The 24,068-nt window shown below is 67.5% G+C and carries 23 protein-coding genes and 2 pseudogenes; 14 read left to right on the forward strand and 11 right to left on the reverse strand.

From position 1 onward, the window contains the following. Positions 1 to 161 precede the first annotated feature (161 nt). On the forward strand, positions 162 to 350 hold the full coding sequence (locus JUB11_RS22085) for a hypothetical protein (RefSeq protein WP_207460873.1): 189 nt from the start codon (positions 162 to 164) through the stop codon (positions 348 to 350). Positions 351 to 745: 395 nt separating this feature from the next. On the opposite strand, the gene JUB11_RS22090 is transcribed toward JUB11_RS22085, so the two are convergent. Together JUB11_RS22090 and JUB11_RS22095 are read right to left on the reverse strand one after the other, a co-directional pair. Beyond that, on the reverse strand, positions 746 to 1,894 hold the full coding sequence (locus JUB11_RS22090) for a S8 family serine peptidase (RefSeq protein WP_207460874.1): 1,149 nt from the start codon (positions 1,892 to 1,894) through the stop codon (positions 746 to 748). Next, positions 1,827 to 2,606 carry a S8 family serine peptidase gene (locus JUB11_RS22095; protein ID WP_207460876.1) on the reverse strand — a complete coding sequence of 260 codons (780 nt, stop codon included), beginning with the start codon at positions 2,604 to 2,606 and terminating at the stop codon, positions 1,827 to 1,829. The genes JUB11_RS22090 and JUB11_RS22095 overlap by 68 nt, the downstream gene beginning before the upstream one ends. Before the next feature lie 274 nt (positions 2,607 to 2,880). On the opposite strand from JUB11_RS22095, the gene JUB11_RS22100 reads away from it, so the two are divergent. Further along, the gene (locus tag JUB11_RS22100) at positions 2,881 to 3,321 is read left to right on the forward strand and encodes a hypothetical protein (RefSeq protein ID WP_207460878.1); all 441 of its coding nucleotides are present in this window, start codon (positions 2,881 to 2,883) and stop codon (positions 3,319 to 3,321) included. A gap of 39 nt (positions 3,322 to 3,360) precedes the next feature. Next, positions 3,361 to 4,122, forward strand: a pseudogene (locus JUB11_RS22105) (transposase). Here JUB11_RS22105 and JUB11_RS22110 read toward each other — a convergent pair. After that, a pseudogene (locus JUB11_RS22110) lies at positions 4,109 to 5,163 on the reverse strand (IS481 family transposase). The pseudogenes JUB11_RS22105 and JUB11_RS22110 sit on opposite strands and share 14 nt — an antisense overlap. Before the next feature lie 354 nt (positions 5,164 to 5,517). Between JUB11_RS22110 and JUB11_RS22115 the strand changes: the two are divergent. From JUB11_RS22115 to JUB11_RS22140, 6 genes are all read left to right on the forward strand, one after another. Then, positions 5,518 to 6,063 carry a hypothetical protein gene (locus tag JUB11_RS22115; protein ID WP_207460879.1) on the forward strand — a complete coding sequence of 182 codons (546 nt, stop codon included), beginning with the start codon at positions 5,518 to 5,520 and terminating at the stop codon, positions 6,061 to 6,063. A gap of 160 nt (positions 6,064 to 6,223) precedes the next feature. Further along, positions 6,224 to 8,299, forward strand: a complete 2,076-nt coding sequence (gene goxA / locus JUB11_RS22120; RefSeq protein ID WP_207460886.1) for a CTQ-dependent glycine oxidase GoxA — start codon at positions 6,224 to 6,226, stop codon at positions 8,297 to 8,299. Further along, complete coding sequence (gene goxB / locus JUB11_RS22125; RefSeq protein WP_207460892.1) at positions 8,296 to 9,411, forward strand: glycine oxidase maturase GoxB; 1,116 nt, start codon at positions 8,296 to 8,298, stop codon at positions 9,409 to 9,411. The genes goxA and goxB overlap by 4 nt, the downstream gene beginning before the upstream one ends. 165 nt (positions 9,412 to 9,576) lie before the next feature. Beyond that, entirely contained in the window at positions 9,577 to 10,350 is a 774-nt protein-coding gene (locus JUB11_RS22130) for an amino acid ABC transporter substrate-binding protein (RefSeq protein WP_207460894.1), read from the forward strand. Positions 10,351 to 10,407: 57 nt separating this feature from the next. After that, positions 10,408 to 11,067 (forward strand): amino acid ABC transporter permease, encoded by a 660-nt coding sequence (locus JUB11_RS22135; RefSeq protein WP_207460943.1) that lies wholly within the window; start codon positions 10,408 to 10,410, stop codon positions 11,065 to 11,067. Next, positions 11,064 to 11,822: an amino acid ABC transporter ATP-binding protein gene (locus tag JUB11_RS22140; RefSeq protein WP_207460896.1), complete on the forward strand. Its 759-nt coding sequence runs from the start codon at positions 11,064 to 11,066 to the stop codon at positions 11,820 to 11,822. Before JUB11_RS22135 ends, JUB11_RS22140 begins: the two co-directional genes overlap by 4 nt. A 23-nt stretch (positions 11,823 to 11,845) precedes the next feature. Here JUB11_RS22140 and JUB11_RS22145 read toward each other — a convergent pair whose 3' ends face one another. Continuing rightward, positions 11,846 to 13,027, reverse strand: coding sequence for an FAD-dependent monooxygenase (locus tag JUB11_RS22145; protein ID WP_207460899.1), 1,182 nt, complete (start codon positions 13,025 to 13,027; stop codon positions 11,846 to 11,848). Positions 13,028 to 13,038: 11 nt separating this feature from the next. Between JUB11_RS22145 and JUB11_RS22150 the strand changes: the two genes are divergently transcribed. Then, complete coding sequence (locus JUB11_RS22150; protein WP_348771488.1) at positions 13,039 to 13,992, forward strand: NAD(P)-dependent oxidoreductase; 954 nt, start codon at positions 13,039 to 13,041, stop codon at positions 13,990 to 13,992. Positions 13,993 to 14,098: 106 nt separating this feature from the next. Then, positions 14,099 to 14,458 carry a zinc ribbon domain-containing protein YjdM gene (locus JUB11_RS22155; RefSeq protein ID WP_207460903.1) on the forward strand — a complete coding sequence of 120 codons (360 nt, stop codon included), beginning with the start codon at positions 14,099 to 14,101 and terminating at the stop codon, positions 14,456 to 14,458. A gap of 239 nt (positions 14,459 to 14,697) precedes the next feature. Here JUB11_RS22155 and sugE read toward each other — a convergent pair whose 3' ends face one another. Together sugE and JUB11_RS22165 are read right to left on the reverse strand one after the other, a co-directional pair. Further along, positions 14,698 to 15,018: a quaternary ammonium compound efflux SMR transporter SugE gene (gene sugE / locus JUB11_RS22160; protein ID WP_207460905.1), complete on the reverse strand. Its 321-nt coding sequence runs from the start codon at positions 15,016 to 15,018 to the stop codon at positions 14,698 to 14,700. Positions 15,019 to 15,179: 161 nt separating this feature from the next. Further along, positions 15,180 to 16,082 carry an NAD(P)/FAD-dependent oxidoreductase gene (locus JUB11_RS22165; protein WP_207460907.1) on the reverse strand — a complete coding sequence of 301 codons (903 nt, stop codon included), beginning with the start codon at positions 16,080 to 16,082 and terminating at the stop codon, positions 15,180 to 15,182. Between the two features lie 167 nt (positions 16,083 to 16,249). On the opposite strand from JUB11_RS22165, the gene JUB11_RS22170 reads away from it, so the two are divergent. The 3 genes from JUB11_RS22170 (at position 16,250) to JUB11_RS22180 (ending at position 18,953) form a co-directional block, all read left to right on the forward strand. Beyond that, the gene (locus tag JUB11_RS22170) at positions 16,250 to 16,705 is read left to right on the forward strand and encodes an Rrf2 family transcriptional regulator (RefSeq protein WP_207460908.1); all 456 of its coding nucleotides are present in this window, start codon (positions 16,250 to 16,252) and stop codon (positions 16,703 to 16,705) included. Positions 16,706 to 16,826: 121 nt separating this feature from the next. Further along, entirely contained in the window at positions 16,827 to 18,587 is a 1,761-nt protein-coding gene (locus JUB11_RS22175) for a thiamine pyrophosphate-dependent enzyme (RefSeq protein WP_207460911.1), read from the forward strand. Positions 18,588 to 18,698: 111 nt separating this feature from the next. Continuing rightward, on the forward strand, positions 18,699 to 18,953 hold the full coding sequence (locus tag JUB11_RS22180; RefSeq protein WP_207460913.1) for a hypothetical protein: 255 nt from the start codon (positions 18,699 to 18,701) through the stop codon (positions 18,951 to 18,953). Between the two features lie 76 nt (positions 18,954 to 19,029). Here the strand turns inward: JUB11_RS22180 and JUB11_RS22185 are convergent, their stop codons facing one another. The 5 genes from JUB11_RS22185 to JUB11_RS22205 all read right to left on the reverse strand — a co-directional run bounded on the left by JUB11_RS22185 (position 19,030) and on the right by JUB11_RS22205 (position 24,011). Beyond that, on the reverse strand, positions 19,030 to 19,443 hold the full coding sequence (locus JUB11_RS22185) for a hypothetical protein (protein WP_207460914.1): 414 nt from the start codon (positions 19,441 to 19,443) through the stop codon (positions 19,030 to 19,032). A 17-nt stretch (positions 19,444 to 19,460) separates the two neighbouring features. Then, the gene (locus tag JUB11_RS22190) at positions 19,461 to 21,752 is read right to left on the reverse strand and encodes a xanthine dehydrogenase family protein molybdopterin-binding subunit (protein ID WP_207460916.1); all 2,292 of its coding nucleotides are present in this window, start codon (positions 21,750 to 21,752) and stop codon (positions 19,461 to 19,463) included. Beyond that, positions 21,752 to 22,225, reverse strand: a complete 474-nt coding sequence (locus JUB11_RS22195; RefSeq protein ID WP_207460917.1) for a (2Fe-2S)-binding protein — start codon at positions 22,223 to 22,225, stop codon at positions 21,752 to 21,754. Before JUB11_RS22195 ends, JUB11_RS22190 begins: the two co-directional genes overlap by 1 nt. Positions 22,226 to 22,345: 120 nt before the next feature. Then, on the reverse strand, positions 22,346 to 23,782 hold the full coding sequence (locus tag JUB11_RS22200; protein ID WP_207460919.1) for a DEAD/DEAH box helicase: 1,437 nt from the start codon (positions 23,780 to 23,782) through the stop codon (positions 22,346 to 22,348). Next, positions 23,775 to 24,011 (reverse strand): hypothetical protein, encoded by a 237-nt coding sequence (locus JUB11_RS22205; RefSeq protein WP_207460921.1) that lies wholly within the window; start codon positions 24,009 to 24,011, stop codon positions 23,775 to 23,777. The genes JUB11_RS22200 and JUB11_RS22205 overlap by 8 nt, the downstream gene beginning before the upstream one ends. Between the last annotated feature and the right edge of the window lie 57 nt (positions 24,012 to 24,068).

Below are 24,068 nucleotides of genomic sequence, written 5' to 3' on the forward strand. Positions count from 1 at the left end.
CCGAAAGGGCACTCCGTCCGGGCCGAAGAAGGGAAATAATGGATGGACGAAGCCGCGTCTTGAACCCATCCACGCCAATGCGGCGTTCAATCCACCGTGTGTAACGAAGCTTGAGACCGGCCATCCAGGGCCGCTCGTCGTTTACAGCAGTGGAGATTTTCATGGTTACCATGTTGCGTGCCGCCGCCCTCGTCCTGCCGATCCTGGCGATCGCCGCCTGCTCCAGCGAAGGTCCGGGCGAGCGCGCCGGCGAGTCCATCGACAACGCCGCGCAGGGCGTGAAGGATGCCATCGATCCGCCGGGCCCGATGGAGAAGGCCGGCCGTTCCATCGACAAGGCGGTGGACTGACGCCACCCCTGGCCGGCCCGACGACACGGGCCGGCCGGAGCTTGCGGAAACGCCTCGGCTCGCCAGAGCCGGGGCGTTTCCGTTTGGTCGTCTTAACTCTGCCTCGGCCGCATACCTGCCGCTTTCATCTTCACAAACTTAATCAGCTCCTTATCAACGAAAGTGCCAATGTCCGAGAACGCGTTTTAGGATGCCAAGCCGAAGTTTGCAGAGCAAATGGCTGTGCCCATTGAGTGCGGTTCTATGTGGTCAGGGTAAAGCCCGCGGAACTACCAGACCATCCCCCTGCAACGATGCCTCTGTTCAGCCTAAAGCAGCATCCTACCCAACACTATCCGAGACGTGCGACAGCAAACACACTCCAAGCACCACCGAAGTGAGTTTCATCCTTACCTTCAATTCTGAGATGGATTACCACCAACGGGATTCTCAATGTTGGCAATTTTTCCAAGATGGGCAATTGCCAACTTATCGACAGCTTCCAGCATAGCTTGAAGGTTGACCATTCCGTAGCCATAGCGTGGATCCCACGGCGTGACCTGGGCGGGATTGGGCCGGGCGGATTGGATTAAAATATTTCTAATTTCGGTTGAAGTAAGTGTCACTCCCTGTGAAGCAGCATACGACAACATGGCTGCGATGGCTCCGGTAACCGCGGGGGCAGCCATGCTAGTGCCCATCTTTCGCACGACCTTGGTACCGGTCCGTGACCATGCTGCCAAAACGTCATGACCTGGCGCCGAGATTTCCGGCTTCTCGCGGCCGTCTCGTGTTGGTCCGGCGGATGAAAAGTACGAGATAGGTGCATCGGGCCTTCCAGCGTGGTAGCTCCCGACAACAATGCTTTCTTTGCCGCAGGACAGCGATCCAAGCGTGCAGGTGCTGTCCTGATTATCTAAAGGGAAAGAAGACTGATTGCCATCCTGACGCTCAATCCAGGCGTGATAATCACCGTGCACGACCTTTTTCCCATGCAATCGAAGTGTCCAAATACCTCCGAGCTCTTTCTCGATGAAAACGCCGATTTGGTTCAAGGGCTCCCGTCCAAAACGTTCCTTGACCCGGTGTGTCAAGACAATGGCTGCCTGCTCATCAGTTTCATAAAGCCTCGCGACATTATTAAGCGCTACAGTAGCAACGGAACTTTCATTGGGATCAAGGAGTTCCACCTCAAACTCGTCAGCGCCATCGTACCAAATCTCAAGTTCGCAATGAGTCTTGCCCATCTGAGGAATTACCCAAGGGATATCCACGGCCGCACCCTGCTGGAGTGTCCCTTGGCAATGGATTCCGTCATCATACGCATTACCGGCGGCAAGCACGACTGCGCGCCCTGGCTTTTCTGTAACAAGAGCGTCTATTCCCTGCTCGACTAGCGAGGACCCGTCATGCGGTCCCCCGTTGGTGCCAAGGCTCACATTGATGACACAAGGACGATTCACTTTCTCCGCATAACGAAAAATGTACGTGAGCCCCTCAAGGAGAATAGCCGAATCCCCAAAAGCTATAATCGAGTACTTCTTCACCTGACCAAGCGATATCATTGATGGCTACATCGACAAATACGACCTCAGCGCCGGGCGCAATCCCAGGCACCTTCGTCCCGATACCCGTGCCGCAAGCAATGTCCATGACGTGCGTGCCATGACTTCCGATGGAGGTAGGCGGCTGATCGACCTCAGGACCATACCCCAACGTGTCGTAGGGAGATGAGGTTGCCAGAGCCGCCTCTATCTCGCTCCGAGAATAGACACGGCCCTCTGGAATGTTCTGGGCTTCGGTCGGATCGACCGGACCATCTTGGTCCCAGATCTCGGCAATCACACTATTACCCTTGCCGTCAACAAAGTTCCTGTGCGCAAAATCGCAACCGATGTCGACGATGCCGACCACGACGCCGTCCGCCCGATATCGCTGATCGTTCGACGGCGCTACCGCCCGAATGTCCGTTGCGGTCCGTGCCAGTTCGGGGCGCAGTGGTCGTGCTGCCTCAATGGACAGAATATCGTCGCTGTTGTGTAGCTTCTCTAACCGAGCTACAGGAACACGCGCAGTTACAATATTACTCGATTCATCAGGTAACGGGATTATCACGCCATGACGGACATCGGTACGTTTCATCCAAGCATCGAGGTTCTTGACCTTGGCAATAACAGTTACTTCGCCAGCGTCGGCGGCCGAGCCGAAAGCCACAGCCGCTCCCCTGCTTTGCCGATCCAATGCGAATTCCAGCCTAGGGTCGAAGGGACGCCGCATCACATGCACTCCGCTACCAAAATTATAATAAGAATGTTAACGAAACCGTGGAGGAATGACAATATGGCGCGGACCGGACGAGCTCGTCCGCCACCAAAACATTATAATAGGTAGCGCCTTCTGGGAAGCGCAACTGACCTTGCGATCACGCCAACGCGATCCCATCCTGTGTTAGGTATCATGGGTAAAATCGTTGTGGTAGGGTAAGGGCATGGGACAAACGGGCGTGCAATTGGTTAACAGGTCATCAAAGGCGATTAAGGAGCCCCATCTTATGCTAAAGAATAACCGAATTTATATCAAAGATAGCGGCGCTCCTTTAGATCCGGGTCAGAAGAAGAATTATGTGCTGGTAAGCAGTGAGGCTGCGAAACCGGTTGGGCATACCTCGTCCATGCGTCTTGCATCGGCTGCCTCTGCGGGTGTGCATAGATTTGGAAAGGTGAAGGTTGAACCTGCTAGCAAGCTGGATCTTCCTATGGCACTCGAAGCTCGGGGTCTGTCGGGCCGCAGGGTAGGGAACAAGGTCAGAGTGATTGTTCAGGTGAATGAAGCGGGGTACGTCCCGAATGGCGTGACGGTGCGTTCGCGGGTCTCCGGGAATATGTTCACGGGAGAGACATCTATCGACTCTCTGATGCTGCTCGAACGGGATCCTCATGTCCTTGCGGTGGAGGTTGGCAAGCCGTTGCGTTTGCAGGCCATCAGGGACTGAGGTTTGGACTTCGCGTTCTGGTTTGCCACATGAAGGGGCATGACGGATCGCAAGTCTTACCGATCGGACGTGAGCGACGCGGAGTGGAGCTTCGTCGCGTCTTACCTGAGCCTTTTGCCCGAAGACGCCGGTCGGTGCCGCCACGCGTTGCGTGAGGTGTTCAACGGGTTGCGTTACATCGTGAAGAGCAGCGCTCCGTGGCACCTGATGCCGAACGGCCTGCCGCCGTGGTGGATGACCTGCGCGCCACCCTGCGCTTGGCGGACTGGCGGGTGCCCGACCTCAGCGCCGTGTTCTTCGACAGCTGCACATTGCGCTCGACTCCGGAGAATGGAGGGCGCGCCGGCTATGATGGAGCCAAGCACAAGAACGGCTCCAAGACCGACGTGGCCGCCGACATGCTGGGCCATCCACTGGCCCAGCATGTCGGCGGCCACCGAGCAGGATCGGGCGTAGGCGCGATGCGCGGGCGCGGGCGGTCCAGGCGGTCACCGGCCAGAGCGTTGAACTGGCCTGGGTGGACCAAGGCTGCACCGGAGACGAACTCGCCCCGCGCCAACCAAGGACGAACACGGCATCCGTCTGGAAGCCGTTAGCACGCCGGAGGCCAAGCGCAGCTGCGTCCTGCTGACGCGCCGCTGGGTCATCGAGCGCTTCTTCGCCTGGGCTACACGCTTCCGACGTCTCGTGCGCGACTATGAGCGCTTGCCGGAAACCCTGGCAGGACTACACTTTGTCGTTTTCGCATTGCTCATGCTCGGCAAAGTCGTGGCGCCGCTCCAGGTCCCTAACAGCCTCTAAAGATTTCTGCCCGAGGCCGCGAGCCATAAGCAGTGTGGCGGTTGGCGTCGCAAAAATTCGTGACGGAACCTCGCCACTTCGACCCAAGAGCGGTAGCCCTATCCGACAGCTTTTTCCAGGCTTTGCAGATGAACTCGTAAGGTGTCAGACCCTTGAGAGTTTTGAGCCTTCGGGCAAGGTTGCAAGGGGCGACGAAGTCGGCGAGGTAGCACCGGAGTTGGTCGTGATTTTCGTAGCGGTAGCGTTTAACCGTGGCCTCTTTGAGCACGCGGTTTATGCGCTCTCCCTGACCGTTGGTCCAGGGATGGCGTGGTTTGGTCAGGCGGTGATCAATGTCGCCCTGAGCGCAGGACGGTTCGAAAGCGTGCGCTCGGAGGCGTTCCCCACCTTCCAGCGCGGCCTTAATGTCCGGTGCCGCCGAACTTGTATTGCCAGGCATGGTGAAGTGAATCCCGTTGTTAGTCAGCACTGTGTAGACCTGGTAGAAATAGCTGTGAGCAGGGCGCGCAAGAAATCCGCCACGACGCGTGTGGTCGCCTTCTCAAGCAGTTCGGTATCCGCAAACTTGGATGTACAATCGATCGCCACGAACAGGTAGAGCTTGCCCTCCTCGGTCCGCACCTCGGCGATGTCGATATGGCAATAGCCGATCGGGTGGGGCTTGAACTTGCGCTTGTCGGGCTTGTCGCCTGATACCTCGGGCAGGCGACTGATGCCGTGGCGCTGAAGGCAGCGGTGCAAGGATGAGCGGGTCAGGTGAGGGATGGTCGCCTGCAGGGCATACAGGCAATCGTCCAGGGGCAGAAGCGTATGCTGGCGGAACGCGAGGATGGTCGCTTCCTCCTCCGCAGATAGTACCGTGGATTTCACCTCCTGTGGACTCGTCCGCCGGTCCGTAACTGTCTCATGCTTTTTCTACTTCGCCAGATCTTCGGGTTGATGCCGTACCGCCGAGCCAGAGCCATCAGGCTCTCTGACTATGCTGCATCACTCGACGCACCGCCTGTGCGTGGTGGCGCTTCTGTGGAGAACCTGGCCTATAACGCATCTAGTCCGGAGCAAACCAATGCTTTTCAATGATTTTCGGAGTCCTGACTCTGAACTTCGTGCCAAATAATTCCCATTAATGTTCTATGGCCTGCCCTGCAAAGATCTTTTAAGTGTACTCTAAGATTGTCGCTTCATTGCAGATTTCTATCTTAGCTACATTTTATAGACATGCATCACGGATGCCAGCGCGGCCACCCATTGTTCACGCGATCTGAATAATCATGTTCGGAACAGCGCGTTTATCGCCAACCCAGGGAAGGCTACTTCTTGGTCCACGGCCGGCGCACGACGCACCGGCACAAACCAGGGGCTCCGGATCGGAGCCCGGACCCAAGGAGAAGACCGATGACCATCCGCCACACCATTGCCGCCGCCGCGCTGTCCGCCGCCGCCCTGCTGTCGGGCACCGCCCTTGCCGGCGACTTCGCGTCGGACCTGCGCGAGGCCACCATCCTCGGCCAGACCGCGAACCGCGACGTCCGTGAGGCGGTCGCGCCGGCCCTGAAGGCTGCCCGGTCGCTCGAGGCTTTCGGCGACACGGCCCAGGCGCGGGACTTCCTGGCCTACGCCCGCGGCCAGCTCGGCCTTTCCAACGGCTCGGCCCTGGTCGCCACGCCGGTCGTGGCCGGCCCGGCCGTCGGCGCCGCGAGCTTCGACGCGCAGCTGACCGAAGCCATGGACGCCCTGTCCGGTGCTGGCCGCGACGTCCGTGAGGCCGCCGCCCCGTCGCTGAAGGCAGCCCAGGCGTTCAGCACCCAAGGTAAGCAGGCGCAAGCACGGGATCACCTGAACTTCGCCCGCGGCAAGCTCGGCCTCGCCATCCCCGCCGAGAGCCGGACCGCCAAGGTCGATCTCAACCAGGTCGCCGAACTGCGGGACGAAGCCCACTGATGCGGGCGCAGGTGCGGCAAACCCCCCGCCGCCCGGCAGAACGCAAAGAAAAGATGCCTGGCAATACATACGCATGACTTAGGGGCAGGTAAGCGCTTATTCCTTTAACGAAACCATCCTATGCTCCCACCAAAGCAGTACTCAATATGGGGGAGCAGTGATGGCCGCCGACAACAGCAACCGCCCGGCGGGCGGGATCAAGCGCCGCGATTTCCTGGCGACCGCCGGTCTGGCGTCGATGGCGATGCCGCTCATGGCGCGGGCCGCCTTCGCGCAGAACGCGCCGGCCACGCCTCCGGCCGACACCGCCATCGCGCGGCTGGCTGTCTATCCGCCGCTGGGCATCTGCCGCGTCGGCAACAGCACCAACCCCAAGCAGGGCGAGGGCTGGTTCCTGGCGCCCGAGGTGCCGGGCCTGCCCGCCCTGCCGAACGGCGACTACAAGGACGGCGACCAGCGGATCAAGAAGCAGGTCCAGCGCTTCCGCGTCTACGCCTTCAACAAGGCGGGCGAGGTCATCCGCGAGGTGACGGCGGCCGAGGCCCGGATCGAATGGACCGTCCATGTCGCCAACACCAAGGCGGCCTGGTACGGCTTCAACAACCCGCTCGACAACGGCGAGGCGGCGCCGGGCCTGCCCGGCCAGCCGCGCAACCAGTTCGTCATCGGGAACGACAAGCGCGCCGAAATGCTGGTGATCGATCCCGGCCCGCGTTCCATCGTCGGCATCGGCGAGAACGGCGACGGCGCCAGCCCGGCCTACGACATGGTCGGGCGTTTCTGGAAGAAGCTGGACATCAAGCTCGGCCATCTGCGCACCGACGACCGGGGCCGGCTGCTCGTCTTCCCCGGCGACGGCGTGTCGCAGTCGGCGGTGCCGAACAACCCGATCAGCAACTTCTCCGACAATGACGGCTGGCAGGACGACTGGTGCGACGGCGTCGTCCAGGCGAAGGTCACCTTCACCGGCGGCGGGCCGAACCTGGAGGTCGAGAACGGCTGGGTCGCCTGCTGCGGCCCGGACTTCGCCCCCGACATTCCCCCCTTCATCTCGCTCTACGACGTCATCAACGACCTGAACGTCGAGGCGGGCTGGACCCAGCCGCCGCAGGGCAAGCTGTCCTTCCAGAAGTACATCTACCCACTGTTCCACCGGCTGGCGCTGATGGACTGGGTGGCGGCGGCCTCCAACCTCGACCAGGGCTGGATCAGGATCGGCGACTTCTCCGACCCCGCCTACATGAAACGGCTGGCGGACCCCTCCCCCGCGAACCAGACGTTCCGCGAGGGCGTGCTGGCGGCGATCCGCGATCCGAACAGCGAGGACCAGCAGCAGTACAAGCTGCCCTACATGCCGGGCGACGGAATCAACTACAGCGCCTCGCCGCTACGCTGGTTCAAGATGCCGAAGGCGCAATACGCCCTGCTGGCGGCCTGGGCCAAGGGCGAGTTCGAGAACGACCTGACGGACGGCGCGCCGGCCGTCGTCGATCTCGACTCCATCCCGCTCTCCGAACGGCCCGAGGCGCTGACCCGCGCCGCGCTGGAGCCCTGCTCGGGCGGCGCCTTCCACCCCGGCGTCGAGCTGACATGGCCCTTGCGTCACAAGGAGCTGTACCGCGGCCCCTTCCGCATCGCCCTGTCCACGGCGCGCGACCCGTCGCTGATCCAGGATCTCGGCCTGCTGCTGACGCCGGAAAAGGCCTTCCAGGGGCATGGCAAGACGCCGCCCGCCGTCGCCCCGCAGATGCCGGGCGACCTGACGCGCTGGATGGGTCTGCCCTGGCAGTGCGACGCCTTCAGCTGCCAGCAGGTCGTCTTCTCCAACGACTTCCCCGCCGCCACATGGTGGCCGGCCCTGCTGCCGATCGACGTGCTGCCGCAGCTCTATTACGACAAGCTTATGGACAAGGACCTGGCTCCGGCCGAGCGGCTGAAGTTCTTCGAAAGCCGGGTGGCCTGGTCGCGCGGCGTCGCCGGTATCGGCTATCACGCCGAGGCCAGCTACACCGACGGGCTGAACCAGATGATCTATCTGTGGGACCGCATGGGCTTCGTGGTGAGCCGCCCCGGCCCGACGGACGCGGGCCGGCCGGAGGCGATTCCGGGCACCCTCTATGTCGAGGTCGGGCGCGGGTCGATGGATCTGTTCCTGGACCAGCCGCCGAACCGGGGCCTGACCCCGCTGAGCCCGCAGCAGACCCAGACCTCCCCGGCGGCCCGCAACCCGACATGAGCGCCGCCGGCGCGGATGTTGCCGACGTCGCCGTCATCGGCGGCGGCGTCGCCGGTGCCGCCGCCGCCCTGACGGTGGCCGGCGCCGGCCGGACGGTGCTGTGCATCGGCCCGGAAGAGGGACCGGAGGACCGGCCGGGCGAGTTCCTGTCCCCGGCCGCCAACGCCATCCTGGCGGAACTCGGGCTGGCGGAACTGGTCGATTCCGGCCCGCACCGGGTGGCGAACGCCACCTACGCGGCCTGGACCGCGCCGCTGCTGGCCCAGCGCAGCGCCATCACCCACACGGAGGGGCCGGGGCGCGTGCTCGACCGCCCGGCCTTCCAGCACGCGCTCTCCGGCGCCGTGGCCCGCGCCGGGGTGCCTCGGCTCGCCTCCCCGCTCGCCGCCGTGGAGCGGGACGGCGGGACGTGGCGCCTGACGCTCGCCGACGGAACGGAACACAAGGCGCGCTTCCTGATCGACGCGAGCGGCCGGGCCGCCGTCGTGGCGCGCCGCTTTTCCGCCCGCCGCCGCGCCGACCGGCTGGTGGCGGCCTATGGCTTCCTGACGCAGCGGGACGAGGATGTGGAGCCGACCCCCGCCACGCTGATCGAGGCGGTGGCGGAGGGCTGGTGGTACGCGAGCCTGCTGCCGGACCGGCGGCTGGCGCTCGCCTTCTTCTCCGACCCCGACCGGCTGCCGCGCGGCCTGTCGCGCGACCCCGGCCTGTGGCGGGCCATGCTGAAGGACACGGAATGGGTGGCGCGTTGGCTGGACAGCGCCGGCTATGAGGATTTTGCTGCGCCCAGGCTCGCCAGCGCCGGCACCCTCTGGCTGGAGCGAGCCGCGGGGGACGGCTGGGTGGCGGCGGGCGACGCGGCGGCGGCCTTCGACCCGCTTTCCTCCCACGGACTGACCTCGGCTCTGTGGGGCGGTCGCCGCGCGGCACAGGCGGCACTGGCGGCATTGGACGGCGACGCGGGACCGCTCGACCGTTACGCGGCCACGCTCAATGGGGCGGTCGGGGAGTTCCTGAAGCAGCGCCGGGCCGTCTACGCCGAGGTGCGGCGCTTCGCCGGGCAGCCCTTCTGGCGGCGCAGGGCGGAGATGCCGGACGCGCCGGTGGCCTGATCCCGCCGGTGCCCGGCGCGGTCGGCCTTTTGCTGCACCGCTTATCTACAAAACCATTCGGTATTTATGAAAAATAATGTCTTGCGAACGCGTAGGATTGCTCTTAGCGTCCCGCCGCCTAGATCTTAATCGAATTGCCCTTCCCTTATCCCAGGTTGCCCGATCATGAAATGGCTGAAGTCGCTCCTCGTCGCCGCAGCGCTCCAGACGATCGCCGTGGCGCCCGTCCATGCCCAGTCGAACCTCGACCAGATCAAGACGGCCGGGGTCTTCAAGATCGGCACCGAAGGGACCTACGCGCCCTTCACCTTCCATGACGCGTCCGGCGCGCTGGTCGGCTTCGACGTGGAGATCGGGCGGGAGATCGCCAAGCGGATGGGCGTGAAGGCGGAGTTCCTGGAAGGCAAGTGGGACGGGCTGATCGCCGGGCTGGACGCCAAGCGCTACGACGCCGTGATCAACCAGGTCGGCATCACCGAGGCCCGCAAGCAGAAGTACGACTTCTCCGAGCCCTACATCGCCAGCAAGGCGGCGCTGATCGTGCGCGCCGACAACGAGGCTATCAAGGGCTTCGGCGACCTGAAGGGCAAGCGGGCGGCGCAGTCGCTGACCAGCAACTTCGGCAAGCTGGCGGAGAGCAACGGCGCCCAGCTCGTGGCGACGGACGGCTTCGACCAGTCGATCCAGCTCGTGCTGAACGGGCGCGCCGACGCGACCGTCAACGACAACCTGTCCTTCCTGGACTTCAAGAAGCACAAGCCCGACGCCCGGGTGAAGGTCGCGGCGACGCAGGACAAGGCCGACTATTCCGGCGTCATCATCCGCAAGGGCGAGCCGCAGCTGCTGGCCGCCATCAACGAGGCGCTGGCGGCGATGAAGGCCGACGGCACCTATCAGGCGATCTCGGAAAAATACTTCGGCCAGGACGTTTCGAAGTAAGCTGAGGCTCCGGCTTACCCGAAAGGTCTTCGTCCCGTGCCGCACTGGCTTGCGCTGATGGTGGATTCGCTCGGCCCGCTCCTGTGGGCCGGGCTGGTCTTCACCGTGCCGCTCACCCTGTCCTCCTTCGCGCTCGGCCTGCTGGTCGGGCTGGCGTCGGCCGTCATCCGGCTGTTCGGGCCGAAGCCGCTGGCGGCACTGGTCCGCTTCTACGTCTGGATCATCCGCGGCACGCCGCTGCTGGTGCAGCTCTTCCTGATCTTCTACGGGCTGCCCAGCGTCGGCATCGTGCTGGACGCCTTCCCGGCGGCGCTGATCGGCTTCACGCTGAACGTCGGCGCCTACACCTCGGAGATCATCCGCGCGGTGATCGCCTCGGTCCCGCGCGGCCAGTGGGAGGCCGCCTATTCCATCGGCATGAGCTGGTCCCAGGCCATGCGCCGGACCATCCTGCCCCAGGCGGCGCGGGTGGCGGTGCCGCCCCTGTCCAACACCTTCATCTCGCTGGTGAAGGACACCTCCCTGGCCGCCGCCATCACGGTGCCGGAGCTGTTCCAGGCCGCACAGCGCATCGTCGCCACCACCTACGAGCCGCTGATCCTCTACATCGAGGCGGCGCTGATCTACCTGGCGCTCAGCTCGGTCCTGTCGGCGCTGCAGGTCCGGCTGGAAAAGCGGCTCAACCGTTACGGCGGATTCCTGGAGGCCCGGTCATGATCCGCCTCACCGGCATCGAGAAGCGCTTCGGCGAGCTGGCCGTGCTGCGCGGCGTGTCGCTGACCGTCGCGGAGGGCAGCGTCACCGCCCTGATCGGCCCGTCCGGCGGCGGCAAGAGCACGCTGCTCCGCTGCATCAACCTGCTGGAGATCCCGACGGCCGGCACGGTGCGGATCGGCGACGCCGAACTCGCCTTCCGCCCCGGCGCCAAGCCCGACCGGGCCGGGGTCCAGGCGATCCGCCGCCAGACCGGCATGGTGTTCCAGAACTTCCAGCTCTTCCCCCACCAGACGGCTGCCGGCAACGTCATGGAAGGGCTGGTGACCGTGCTGAAATGGCCGGCCGACCGGGCGCGGGCGCGGGCCATGGAGCTGCTGGAGAAGGTCGGCATGGCGCACAAGGCCGATGCCTGGCCGGCCACCCTGTCCGGCGGCCAGCAGCAGCGCGTCGCCATCGCCCGCGCGCTGGCGCCCTCCCCCCGCGTGCTGCTCTGCGACGAGCCGACCTCGGCGCTCGACCCCGAACTGTCGGGCGAGGTGGTCGAGGTGCTGGCCCAGCTCGCCCGCGAGGGCACGACCATGGTCATGGCGACCCACGACCTCCGCCTCGCCTCGGCCATCGCGCATGAGGTGGTGTTCCTGGAGGCCGGCACGGTGGTCGAGACCGGCCCCGCGCGCGATCTGTTCGACCGCCCGGCGCAGGAGCGCACGAAGCGCTTCATCTCCACCCTAACGCAGGCGGTGCCGGGCGCCTGACGCCGGTCAGACCCTGATACTGGCTATACGTTGTCCAGCTCCGCCAGCCCGCGCGCGATCCGCCGGGTGACCGGCGGCAGGCGGCCCAGCACGGCCAGCGCGCCGTTGCGCAAGCTCCGCGCCGGGGCGGAGGAGAGGGTGGCCGTGCGGGTCATGACGTCGGTGAAGCCGACGACCCGCCCCGCGATGGCGCGGCGCCGGGCGGCCCAGGCATCCAGCCCCTCCTCCCCGCCGGTCCGCAGCGCCTGGGCCAGCGGTTCGGCGAGCGACACGGCGTCCTGGATGCCGGTGTTCATGCCCTGGCCGCCGGCCGGGCTGTGCAGGTGGGCGGCGTCGCCGCAAAGCAGCACCCGCCGCCGGCGCATCGTGGCCGCGAGCCGGTGGTGGACCCGGAAACGGGAACTCCAGACCATCTCCCGCAGGCGCGCCTCGGCGGCTTCGGGACCCCGCTCTCGCAGGATGCGCTGGACGTCGCCCGGCCGCGGCGCTTCCGGCGCGGACTCCACCGTCGCGACGATACGGAAGCGGTCGTCGGGAAGCGGCGCCACCACCATCAGCCCGCCGGGCACCAGGAAAAGGCTGACCTCCTCGCGCGGGAACGGCCAGTCCATCCGCAGGTCGGCCAGCACGAAGTCCTGGCCGTAGGTGCCGCCCTCGAACGCGATGCCAGCTTCCGTCCGGACGAGGCTGTGCGCGCCGTCGCAGCCGGCCAGCCAGCGGGCGCGGACGGTCCGGCGCACGCCGTTCCGGACGATCACGGCGAGAACGCCGTCGCCGTCCTCTTGCAGCGACGCCAGCTCCGCCGGGCGCAGGACGCCGCCGCCGAGCGCCCGCAGCCGGGCGAGCAGCGCCGCCTCCGTCCGGTCCTGCGGGCACATGAGGGTGAAGGGATAGTGCGTGGGAAGGCCGGCGAAGGGCACCGACAGCAGCACCCGCGACCGGTCCCGCACGCGGAAGACCGGCACGCGGATTCCCTGCGCCAGCAAATCCGGCGTGACGCCCAGCGGCTCCAGCACCTCCAGCGTGCGGGCGTGCACGGCAGCGGCGCGCGAGGTGTTCGCCCCTTCCGCCTGCCGGTCGATCAACAGCGCCGCGACACCAAGCCGCCGGAGCGCCAGGGCCAGCGCGAGCCCGGTCGGCCCCGCGCCGGCGATCAGCACGTCGGTTTCCTCAGGAATGTCGGTCCGTTCCGGACTGTCCGTCATGGCTGCCTCCCGTGGCCTCCGCTGGAAGGACAACAGCCGATCCGGCACCTTGTTGGGAGCGGGAACGATCAAACGGACGGGAGCGTGGCATGGACATCGGTTTCGTGGGGCTGGGCGGCATGGGCCGTGGCATGGCGGCCAACCTCGTCAAGGCGGGGCATCGCGTGCGGGTGTGGAACCGCTCATCCGGGCCGGCGGAGGAGATGCGCGCGGCGGGAGCCGAGCCGGTCGCCCGCGTCGAGGACGCCATGCAGGGCGAGGCGGTGCTGTCCATCCTGGCAGACGACAGCGCCATGCGCGACGTGTTCCTGGCGGGCGGCGCGCTGGACCGGGCGGCGAAGGGGCTGATCCACGTGAACATGGCGACCGTTTCCGCCGCCTTCGTGCGGGAACTGATGGCCGCCCACGCGGAACGCGGCCTCGGCTATGTCGCCGCCCCGGTGTTCGGGCGGACTGACGTGGCGGCTGCCGGCAAGCTGAACATCCTGGCGGCGGGCGACCCGGCGGCGGTGGAGCGGGTGCAGCCCTTGCTCGACGCCATGGGGCAGAAGACCTGGCCGCTGGGCGACGACCCCTTGCGGGCCAACATCGTGAAGATCGCCGGCAACTTCATGATCGCCGCCGCCATCGAATCGATGGGCGAGGCGGTGGCGCTGGGGCGCGGCCACGGCATCGCCGCCGGCGACCTGCTGGAGATCATGACAAACACCCTCTTCTCCTCCCCGGTTTACAAGGGGTATGGCGGGATCATCACGGAGGAACGCTACGACCCGGCGGCTTTCAAGCTGACGCTCGGGCTGAAGGACGTGCGGCTGGCGCTGGCGGCTGGCGATGCGGCCAACGTGCCGCTGCCGCTCGCCAGCCTGCTGCGCGACGGCTTTCTGGAAGCGGTCGCCCATGGCGACGCCGACAAGGACTGGGCAGCACTCGCCAGGGTTTCCGCCCGCCGGGCCGGGCTGGACTGAGCGGAGGGCTGCGGATCGGCGGGGGAAAACCGGCGGCACCGGCGGCTTTGTGTTTCCGGACCGCCGGCCCGGTGCATTAGGGTGCCGCCTCCAGAAGAGGAAGACCATGGCCGACGATCTGAAATGCCCGCAGTGCGACTCCGAACATGTCTACCAGGACGGCAGCCTGTGGATCTGCCCGGAGTGCGCGCATGAATGGAACCCGCAAGCCGTGGCGTCCGGCTCCGGAACGGAGGCCGCTGAGGAACGGGACGTGCGGGATGCCAACGGGAATCCGCTCAGCGACGGCGACAGCGTGACCGTGATCAAGGACCTGAAGGTCAAGGGGTCGTCCCTGGTCGTCAAGGGCGGGACCAAGGTGAAGAACATCCGGCTGGTGGAGGGCGCCGACGGGCACGACATCGCCTGCAAGATCGACGGGATCGGCGCGATGAACCTGAAGTCGGAGTTCGTCAAGAAGGCCTGACGGAACGGCAGGCCTACGGGCGCTTGGCGTCTACGCCCCCGGACCGTCCGCCTTGTTGAACAGCCACGGATGCATGGCGCTCGCCCGCGCCTGGATCAGGGCGAGCGCGCCGCCCCGCATGCGGACGCATGACGTTCCATAGATCCCTCGCAACCGCTGCCACGCGCGCATGTGCCACTCCCCCGGCTGAAAGCCCGGGGGGAGCACAGCAACATCCATGCCGGGATGGCGGCATCCGGTCAGTGCGGTGCCGCCAGCTTCAGCCCGACGATGCCCGCGAGGATCAGGCCGATGCAGGCCAGCCGGACGGCGTCGGCCGGCTCGTTGTAGAGCAGGATGCCGAGAAGCGCCGTGCCGACCGTGCCGATGCCGGTCCACACCGCGTAGGCGATGCTCAGCGGCAGGGTCTTGAGCGCGAGGCCTAGCATGCCGAGGCTCGCCACCATGGAGGCGAGCGTGAGCAGCGTCGGGATCGGGCGGGTGAAGCCGTTGGTGTATTTCAGGCCGACCGCCCAGCCCACCTCCAGCAGGCCGGCGACGAAGAGAATGAACCAGGACATGGAAGGGTCTTCTGACCGGAGACCGGGTCGTCCCGGCCGGGGCTCCCGGATCGGAGGCGGGGTCGTCCCCGCGGAAGCAGTGTCCAAATACTAGGCATATAGAGCCCAACATCAAGGCATTTGACCAACGGGACACCCGACCGGAAGCGCGGCGGCGCGGCCTAGCGCAGGCCCGGCACGAGCGACTGGTGCGCGCCGACGCCCGCCAGCACGCCGGAGGCCGAGGCCAATGTGGCGTTGTGCCGGGGGCTCGCGGCGTCGCCGGCGCCGTAGATGCCGGGCACCGTGGTTTCCTGCCAGCCGTCCACACGCAGGTATGGACCGGCCGGCCCCTCCTCGAAGGCGCAGCCGAGGTCGGCCGCGAGCGGGCTCGCCATGCTGGTCTTGGGCGCCGTGAAAACAGCCCCGACCGTCACCACCCGGCCGTCGGCGAGGCGGACGCCTTCTAGGTCGGGCGCCCGGCCCAGCAGTTCCACGACCGGGCTTCGCTCGATCCGCACGCCGCGCGCGGCGAGACGGGCCGCCTGCTCCGCCTCCGGTTCGAACCGCCCTTGCGTGAAATAGGTGGTCGGCCCCCAGTCGGGGATCAGCGCGGCTTGGTGCGCCGAGAAGGGCTGGCTGGCGACGACGCCCAGGGGCTGGCCGGACACTTCATAGCCGTGGCAGTAGGGGCAGTGCAGGACCGTCACGCCCCAGCGTTCCGCCATGCCGGGGATCGGCGGCAGCTCGTCCCGCAGCCCGGTGGCGAGGACCAGCCGCGCCGCCCGCTCCTCCCGCCCATCGCCCAGGGCCACGGTGAAGCCCTCCGCCACCGCGTGGGCGGCGGTGGCCTCGCCCCGGACGAACTCGACCGTCGGGTAGACGCCGAGCTGCCGGACCGCCTCGCGCATGATGGCGTGGGGCGGCATGCCGTCCTGGCCGAGGAAGCCGTGGGAGGCCTCCGCGAAGCGGTTGCGCGGCAGGCCGGCGTCCACCACCAGGATCCGGCGGCGGGCGCGGGCGAGCTGCATGGCCGCGGACAGGCCGGCGAAGCTGCCGCCGATGATGATCGCATCATAGGACATAGGTTGATCCCCTCTCTCCGTTGGCGGCCGAAGCGCCCGGCCCGCTCTCGCATCTTGATAAGTTACGTAAACGGGCACGGTCAAGCCTTCCCGTAACTTTTCTTGTTGCGTATTTATCGGCGCGCTATCCTCGGGGGCGCCGGAACGAGCGGGACGATGTGGGAACGATGAGGAACGACAGCCGCCTGTCGCGCATGCTGCATGTGCTGATCCACATGGACCGGCAGGGGGAGCGCGCCACGTCGGAGACGATCGCGGGCATGCTGAACACCAACCCCGTCGTGGTCCGCCGGACCATGGCCGGGCTGCGCGACCAGGGCTATGTGCGGTCGGAGAAGGGCCATGGCGGCGGCTGGACGCTCGCCCGCCCGCTGGAGGAGATCACCCTGCTGGACATCCACCGGGCGCTCGGCAACCCGTCCGTCTTCGCCATCGGGCCGGCCGACGACCAGCCGGACTGCCTCGTGGAGCAGGCCGTCAACGCGGCGTTGGCCGACGCCCTGCGGGAGGCGGAGGCGATGCTGCTGGCGCGCTTCGGCCAGGTCACGCTGGCCGACCTCGCCCGCGACTTCGACCGGCGCTTCGGCGCGTCCGGACGCCCGCCGCTCCAGGACGAGGGCTGAACCCGCCTCCGCGCCCCTGCCATGCGGGCGGCCGGGCGGTGACAAAGCGCCGCGCCGCCCTGTTCTTCCCGCGCAACACGCCCCGGACCGGATCCGGGGCCAACCCGCGGGAGCCCGGCCGATGGCGCAGAACACCTCCGACATCCTGATCGAAACGCTCATCGAATGGGGCGTGGACACCGTCTTCGGCATGCCGGGCGACGGCATCAACGGGATCATGGAGGCCCTGCGCACGCGGCAGGACCGCATCCGCTTCGTGCAGGCCCGGCACGAGGAGGCGGCGGCCTTCATGGCCTGCGCCTACGCGAAATGGTCCGGCAAGCTCGGCTGCTGCCTTGCCACCACCGGGCCGGGCGGGGTGCATCTGCTGAACGGGCTGTACGACGCGAAGTTCGACCGCGCGCCGGTCATAGCCATCACCGGCCTGCCCTATCAGGACCTGAACCAGACCTACACCCAGCAGGACATCGACCACACGCGGCTGTTCACCGACGCCACGGCCTATTCGGCGCAGATCTTCAGCGCCGCCCATGTGCAGAACGCCGTGTCGCTGGCCTGCCGGACGGCTCTGTCCAACCGCGCCGCCACCCATGTCGCCGTGCCCGCCGACGTGCAGGAGCAGTCCGTCGAGGAGGCGCAATTCTCCCCCCGCAACAAGCCGGGCCACACCAGCACCGCCTATGTGGAGTCCGCCCGCGAGCCGACGGAGGACGCCATCGCCCGCGCGGCGGAGGTGCTGAACGCCGGCAAGAAGGTGATGATCCTGGCCGGCCAGGGCGCCTTCGGCGCGGGCGATGAGCTGCTGCGCACGGCGGAACTGCTTGGGGCACCCATCGCCAAGGCGCTGCTCGGCAAGGCGGTGCTGCCCGACGGCCACCCCCACGTCACCGGCGGCGTCGGCTATCTCGGCACTCGCCCGTCGCAGCTGGGGCTGGAGGAGTGCGATACGCTGCTGATCGTCGGCTCCAGCTTCCCCTACATCGAATATTACCCCAAGCCCGGACAGGCGCGGGCGGTGCAGATCGACCTGGACCCCACCCGCATCAGCCTGCGCTACCCGGCCGAGGCGGCGGTCGTCGGCGACGTGGCCAAGAGCCTGCGCGCCCTGAACGAGAAGCTGCAACGCAAGTCCGACCGCACGTTCCTGGAGCGCGTCCAGGCCGCCAAGGCGGAGTGGCTGCGGTCGCTGGAGGAGGGAGCCGACCGGCCGGGCGAGCCGATGAAGCCCCAGCGCGTCGTGCGCGACCTCGACCGGCGGCTGGCCGACGACGCCATCATCGTCACGGACTGCGGCCACAACACCGGCCTCGCCGCCCAATATGTGACGATCCGGGGAACGCAGAAATTCGGCGTGTCCGGCACCCTCGCCTCCATGGGGGCCGGCGTGCCCTACGCCATCGCGGCGGCGCTCGCCTTCCCCGGCCGGCAGGTGGTGGCCTGCGTCGGCGACGGCGGCCTCGCCATGTCGCTGGGGGAGCTGGCGACCTGCCGGCGCTATGGCCTGCCGGTGAAGGTGATCGTCATCAACAACTCCACGCTCGGCCAGATCAAGTGGGAGCAGATGATGTTCCTCGGCAACCCGGAATTCGGCTGCGACCTGCAGCCCATCGACTTCGCCAAGGTCGCGGAGGGGCTGGGGCTTAAAGGCTACCGGATCGAGCGGTCCGAGGATTGCGCGGCCATCCTCGACCGCGCCTTCGCCGAGCCGGGGCCGGTGCTGGTGGACGCCGTCGTTGACCAGTGGGAACCCATGCTGCCGCCCAAGCGCCGCGAGGAATACATGAAGCACCTGCAACAGGCGCTGGACGCCGGCACGCCCGGCCGCGAGCAGATCGAACGCGCTCTCTCGGAGGAACCGGCGCGGACGGCGGTGAAGGAGTGACGGGAAGGGACAAGATCGGCGCGTTCATGGCCGCACGCGCCGGCGCGATAACCCGACGTTCAGGGCTCCGGAACACGTCCCGCCTCCGCGTCAGGACGTGAGCAAGTACCCATGCCCGAAACGCTCCGTGAGGTCGCGGATGAGGTCCGCTTCCCGAGCGGTGAGGTGCTCTTTATCGACGTGCCGCCAGTTCCGCTCATAAAGGGCGAACGCTTCCTCGGCGTCGATCGGGCGGGCAGGATCACGGTTCCAGGCAAGCAGAGCCAGTTCCGGGTAGTCGGCGGGCACGACGACCCCATGCGTGATCCGAGCAATCATCTTTCCAAGATAGGTGGACCAAACCCGGCGGGCCATACAGCCGAATGAAAAGGCCCGCCGTGCCCGCCTCCTATCCCGAGGCGGCCACGGCGGGCCATGTGCATCACCTACCGCCCGTCCGCGCTCAGTCCGGATCGAGCTGCTTCTGCGCCTCCGCCACGGCCTCGTCGCACTTGGCGGCGTTGCCCTGCTGGTCGAAGCTCTTGGCCTGGTTCAGCGAGGCCTTGGCCTGCATGACGCGGTCGCCGGCGCCGCCCGCGTTCTCGGCGGAGCGGACGGCGCCGGCTTCCTTGTTCTCCTTCTGGTAGGGGACGGCGGGCGCCCCGACGGGAACGTCCTTGTTCTCGGCGTGGATGGCCTGCCCCTCGCGGGCGCCGGCGACGCCCTGGCCGGCGGAGGAGGTGGAGATGGCGGATTCCGCCGCCTCGTCCAGCTTGGCCTCCAGTGCGGTTATCCGCTCCGTGCAGGAGGCGGCGAGGACCGGGCCGCAGGCGAGGAGCCCGGCGAAGGCGGCCGCGAGAGTGAGGGCTGGCTTCATGACTGGTCTCCCTGCCGTCAGACGGCGAGCTGGTCGCGGATGGGGAACTGGCGGATGCGCTTGCCGGTGGCCGCGAAGACGGCGTTGGCAACGGCCGGCATCACCGGCGGCAGGCCGGGTTCGCCGACGCCGCCCATCGCCACGTTCGGGTCGGCCGGCTTGACCAGATGGACGTGGATCGCGCGCGGGGACGTGTCCATGCGCACCAGCTCGTAACCGTCGAAGTTGTTCTGCTGGGCGCGCCCGTCCTTGAAGGTGATCTCGGCCCGCAAGGCTTGGCCGAGGCCCATGATGACCGCCCCCTCCATCTGCGAGCGGATGCGCTCCGGGTTCACCTGCGGGCCGCAATCGATGGCGATGTCCACGCGGGGGACCGACAGGCGGCCGCCTTCGCCCACCGCCACCTCCGTCGCGACGGCGACGTAGGAGACGAAGCTGTAATGGGCGGCGATGCCCAGGCCGCTGCCCTTCGGCAGCTGGCGGCCCCAGCCGATGCCCTTGGCGGCGGCCTCGACCACGCCCCTCAAGCGGCCGGTGTCGATGGGGTAGCGGTCGGGGTTCTCGCCGTAGTTCCAGACGTCGCCCAGCTCGGTCGGATCCATCCGCTGCGGCTGGCCGATCAGCTCCAGAAGATAGTCCTTGGGGTCGCGTCCGGCCGCATGGGCCAGTTCGGCCACGAAGGACTGGATGGCGAAGGCGTGGGGGATGTTGGACACGGACCGGTACCAGCCGATGCGGACATGGGCCGGCGCCTCCGGGTTCTCGGCGCGGAAGTTCGCGATCGGGAAGGGCGTGTTGGTCAGGCCCATGCCCAGCTCGAAGGGCATCTCGTGCTTCGGGTCGGGCGCGAAGATCGAGCCGATGGTGGGCGCCACGCTGCGGTGCAGCCAGGCGACCGGCTTGCCCTGCTCGTCCAGGCCGGCCTCCAGCCGCTCGACCGAGACGGTGTGGTAGTAGCTGTGGTGCAGGTCGTCCTCGCGCGTCCAGGTGACCTTCACGGGCGCGCCGTCCATCGCCTTGCTGAGGATGCCGGCCTCCAGCACATAGTCCGGCTTGGACTTGCGGCCGAAGCCGCCGCCCAGCAGCGTGACGTTGACCGTGACCTTGTCCGGTTCCAGCCCGAGCCGCTTGGCGAGGCGCAGGCGGGTGACCTGCGGGGCCTGGGTGCAGGCCCAGGCCTCGCAACGCCCGTCCACGATGCGGGCGACGGCCGCCGGGGGCTCCATCGGCGCCTGGGCGAGATGGGGGATGTAATATTCGGCTTCCACGCGCTTGGCGGCCTTCGCCATCGCGCCGTCGAAATCGCCCTGGGCGCGCACCAGCTTGCCCGGTTTGCGCGCGGCTTCCTCCAGCTGCTTGCGGTAGCTGTCGGACGAATAGCCGGCGTTCGGCCCGTCGTCCCACTGGATCTTCAGCTTTTCACGGCCCTGAATGGCCGCCCAGGTGTTGCGGGCGATGACGGCGATGCCGCCGAGCGGCTCGAACTCCGAGGGGATCTGCGGCGAATCGATGGCGACGACCTTCACCACGCCCGGCGTCTTCAGGGCCTCGGCGGCGTCGTACGTGGCGACCTTGCCCCCGAAGACCGGCGGGCGGGCGATCACGGCGTAGAGCATGCCCTCCAGCCGGGTGTCGATGCCGTACATCGCCTTGCCGGTGGTGATGTCCCAGTTGTCCACCAGCCCGATCTTTTCCGTGCCGATGTAGCGGAAGTCCTTCGGGTCCTTCAGCCGGACCGCGTCGCCCGCTGGAACCGGCAGGGCCGCGGCGGTCTCCGCCAGATCGCCGTAGCCGATGGAACGGCCAGAGGCGGCGTGGACGACCTTGTGGTTCTCGGCCCGCACCTCCGCGGCCGGGACGCCCCACTGCTTTGCCGCCGCCTGCTCCAGCATGGCGCGGGCCGCGGCGCCGGCGCGGCGCATCGGCATGAAGAAGTGGCGCAGGCTGCGCGAGCCGTCGGTGTCCTGGTTGCCGAAGCGCTCCTCGTCGCCGGGCGCCTGGGCGACCTTGACGTGCGCCCAGTCGGCCTCCAGCTCGTCGGCGATGGCCATGGCGATGGAGGTGCGGACACCCTGCCCCATTTCCGACCGGTGGCAGGTGATCGTCACCGCCCCGTCCTTGGCGATGGAAACGAAGAGGTGCGGATCGTCCTTCCAGCCGTTCGGCATGGCGTCGGCGCCGAAGCTCTTCTTTTCCTGCTCCTGCGCGCGCGACAGGACGGGCAGCCCGACCGCCAGCACGAAGGCGGCCGCACCCATGCCGCCGAGCAGGCCGCGGCGGCTGACGTTCCTGAGGGAGAGATCGCCCATCACTCGGTCCTCCGCTCGGCGGACTGGCCCTGCGCCGCCTGCTTGATGGCGGTGCGGATGCGGGTGTAGGTGCCGCATCGGCAGAGGTTGGCGCTCATCGTCCCGTCGATGTCCTCGTCGGACGGGTTGGGGGTGGCGGCCAGCAGGGCGGAGGCCTGCATGATCTGGCCGGCCTGGCAGTAGCCGCACTGCGAGACGTTCAGCTCGCGCCAGGCGGTCTGCACCGGATGGTTGCCGTCGCTGGACAGCCCCTCGATGGTCGTGATCTTCGTCCCTTCCACCGTGCCGATGGGCGTCACGCAGGAGAAGGCGGCCTGCCCGTCCACATGGATGGTGCAGGCACCGCACTGCGCGACCCCGCAGCCGAACTTGGTGCCCGTCAGGCCCAGCTCGTCACGCAGGTACCACAGCAGGGGCATCTCCGGATCGCCGTCGAACCGGTGTTCGACGCCATTCACGGTCAGGGTCATCATGGGGGCTCGTCCTTTCCCGACGCATGCGAATCGTTCCGCCCCCGCAAACGACGCGCGGGAGACGGACATACGGGCATCAACATCCCCGGGGCGGGAGAGTTTCCGGAGCTATCCGGAAGGTCAGGCGGGCTGCTCTTCGCCAAGCTCGGCGCGGAGCACGCCGTAGATCTCGTCCAGCAGTCCGGTGTCGTCGCCGGCCATCGCGTCCATGGAGCGCATGCGGGCGACCACGGCCTCCGCCACCCGCTCCTCCACCGTGTCCTCGGCGTAGGCGTACCAGACCGTCGCCTTGCGCCCGTCGCGGTGGCAGCGGCCCTCGATCTGCTGCATCTGGATGGCGGAGTAGCGCAGGTCGTGGACGACCAGCGCGCGCGGCGCCTCGCCGCCGGGCATCTCGCCCTGGTGCAGCGAGATGGATTCCGTGACGGTGAAGACCACCACGTCCAGCTCGCCGGTCTGGAAGGCGACGCGCGTGGCCTCGTTGGCGTCCATCCCGCTTTCCCCGGTGATGCGGGCGACGCGCCAGCCCCGGCCCTTCAGGGTTTCCTCCAGCATCGCCCCTGTCTCCAGGAAGGCGACGGACACAGCGGCCTTGTGGCCGTTGGCGAGCAGCTCCTCCAGGAGGTCGGCGGTGCCGCGCACGCGCAGCAGCGAGCCTTTCTGCCGGAAGCGCAGGTCGGCCGCCCAGCCCTGCGGCCGGCGCGTGCCGCCGCCGGCGAGCCCGAACTCCCGCCGGAACTCGCGCCATGTCGCCTCGTAGAGGCGCCGTTCCTCGCGGTCGAATTCGGTCGGGGCCAGCGCCCGCTCCACCTCGGGCCAGCCCTCGATGTCCTCCGGGCTGCGGCGCAGCCCGACCGAGCCCGGCCCCCGGTAGAGCAGGTCGGCCATGACGCGGCAGTCCCGCTCGTTGGGTTCCCACTTCCAGTTGGTCCAGCGCCCCTTGGCCTTGCCGATGCCGAGCCGCTTCATCAGGTCACGGAAGCCGCCCAGCTCGGCGGTGTCCAGCCCGGCCGCCTGGCCGAGCAGCGGGCCGAGATAGGCCAGCTCGTGCGGGGCCTGTCCCGCCGTGGCGCTCATGTAGATGCGGAAGGCCGCGGCGTCGGCGACGGTGCGGCAGGCCATGGTCTGCTGGGCGTAGGGATTCCGCAGCCGGTGGCTCTCGTCGAAAATGACGATGGGCCAGACGCGCTTCGGCTCACCCTGCCTGGCGAGTTCGTTGTTCTTCGCCCGAGCCGAGCGGCGGGTGCTGCCCTCCACCGGCTTCAGCAGCGACTTGGTGCGCTCGTAATTGGTGAGGGTGACGCGCTTGGGCGCGCAGCCGGACCGGGCGATGGTCCGGCGCCAGTGGGCCAGGGCGCTCTTCGGGCAGACGACCAGAACGTCCTCTTCCGGCATGGCCGCGACGGCCAGCCAGACCGACAGGGTCTTGCCGAGGCCCGTGCGGTCGCCGAGCAGGAACCCCGAACGCCCCGCCCGCCGGCGCGCGAGGATCGCGTCGCGCGCCTCGATCTGGTGGGCGCGGGGGATGAAGGCCGCCGGACCGGCGGCCTCAGCCATGCAGGGCGGTCACGTTGTTCGGCCTGCCGTCCGCCTGCGGGGCGGAACGGACCTTCTTGAGCTGGGTGATGTAGCGCTCGGCGCCGTTCTCCATGATGGCGACCGCCGCCAGCCCCATGTCGTCGAAGGCCAGGTGAATTTCCTTGATGCGCGCCGTCCCGGCGGTCAGCTCCGCCGCGTCGAGGACCTCGTCGCCCTTGCGAAAGCCCAGATACTCGTTGATCTGCATACACTTACACCGAAGTTCTCGTTATCGTGCGCCACGGCCCGTCCCGGAAGAGCGGGG

Origin of the sequence: Azospirillum sp. SYSU D00513, from assembly GCF_017356015.1 — a bacterium.
Lineage (GTDB): Bacteria > Pseudomonadota > Alphaproteobacteria > Azospirillales > Azospirillaceae > Azospirillum.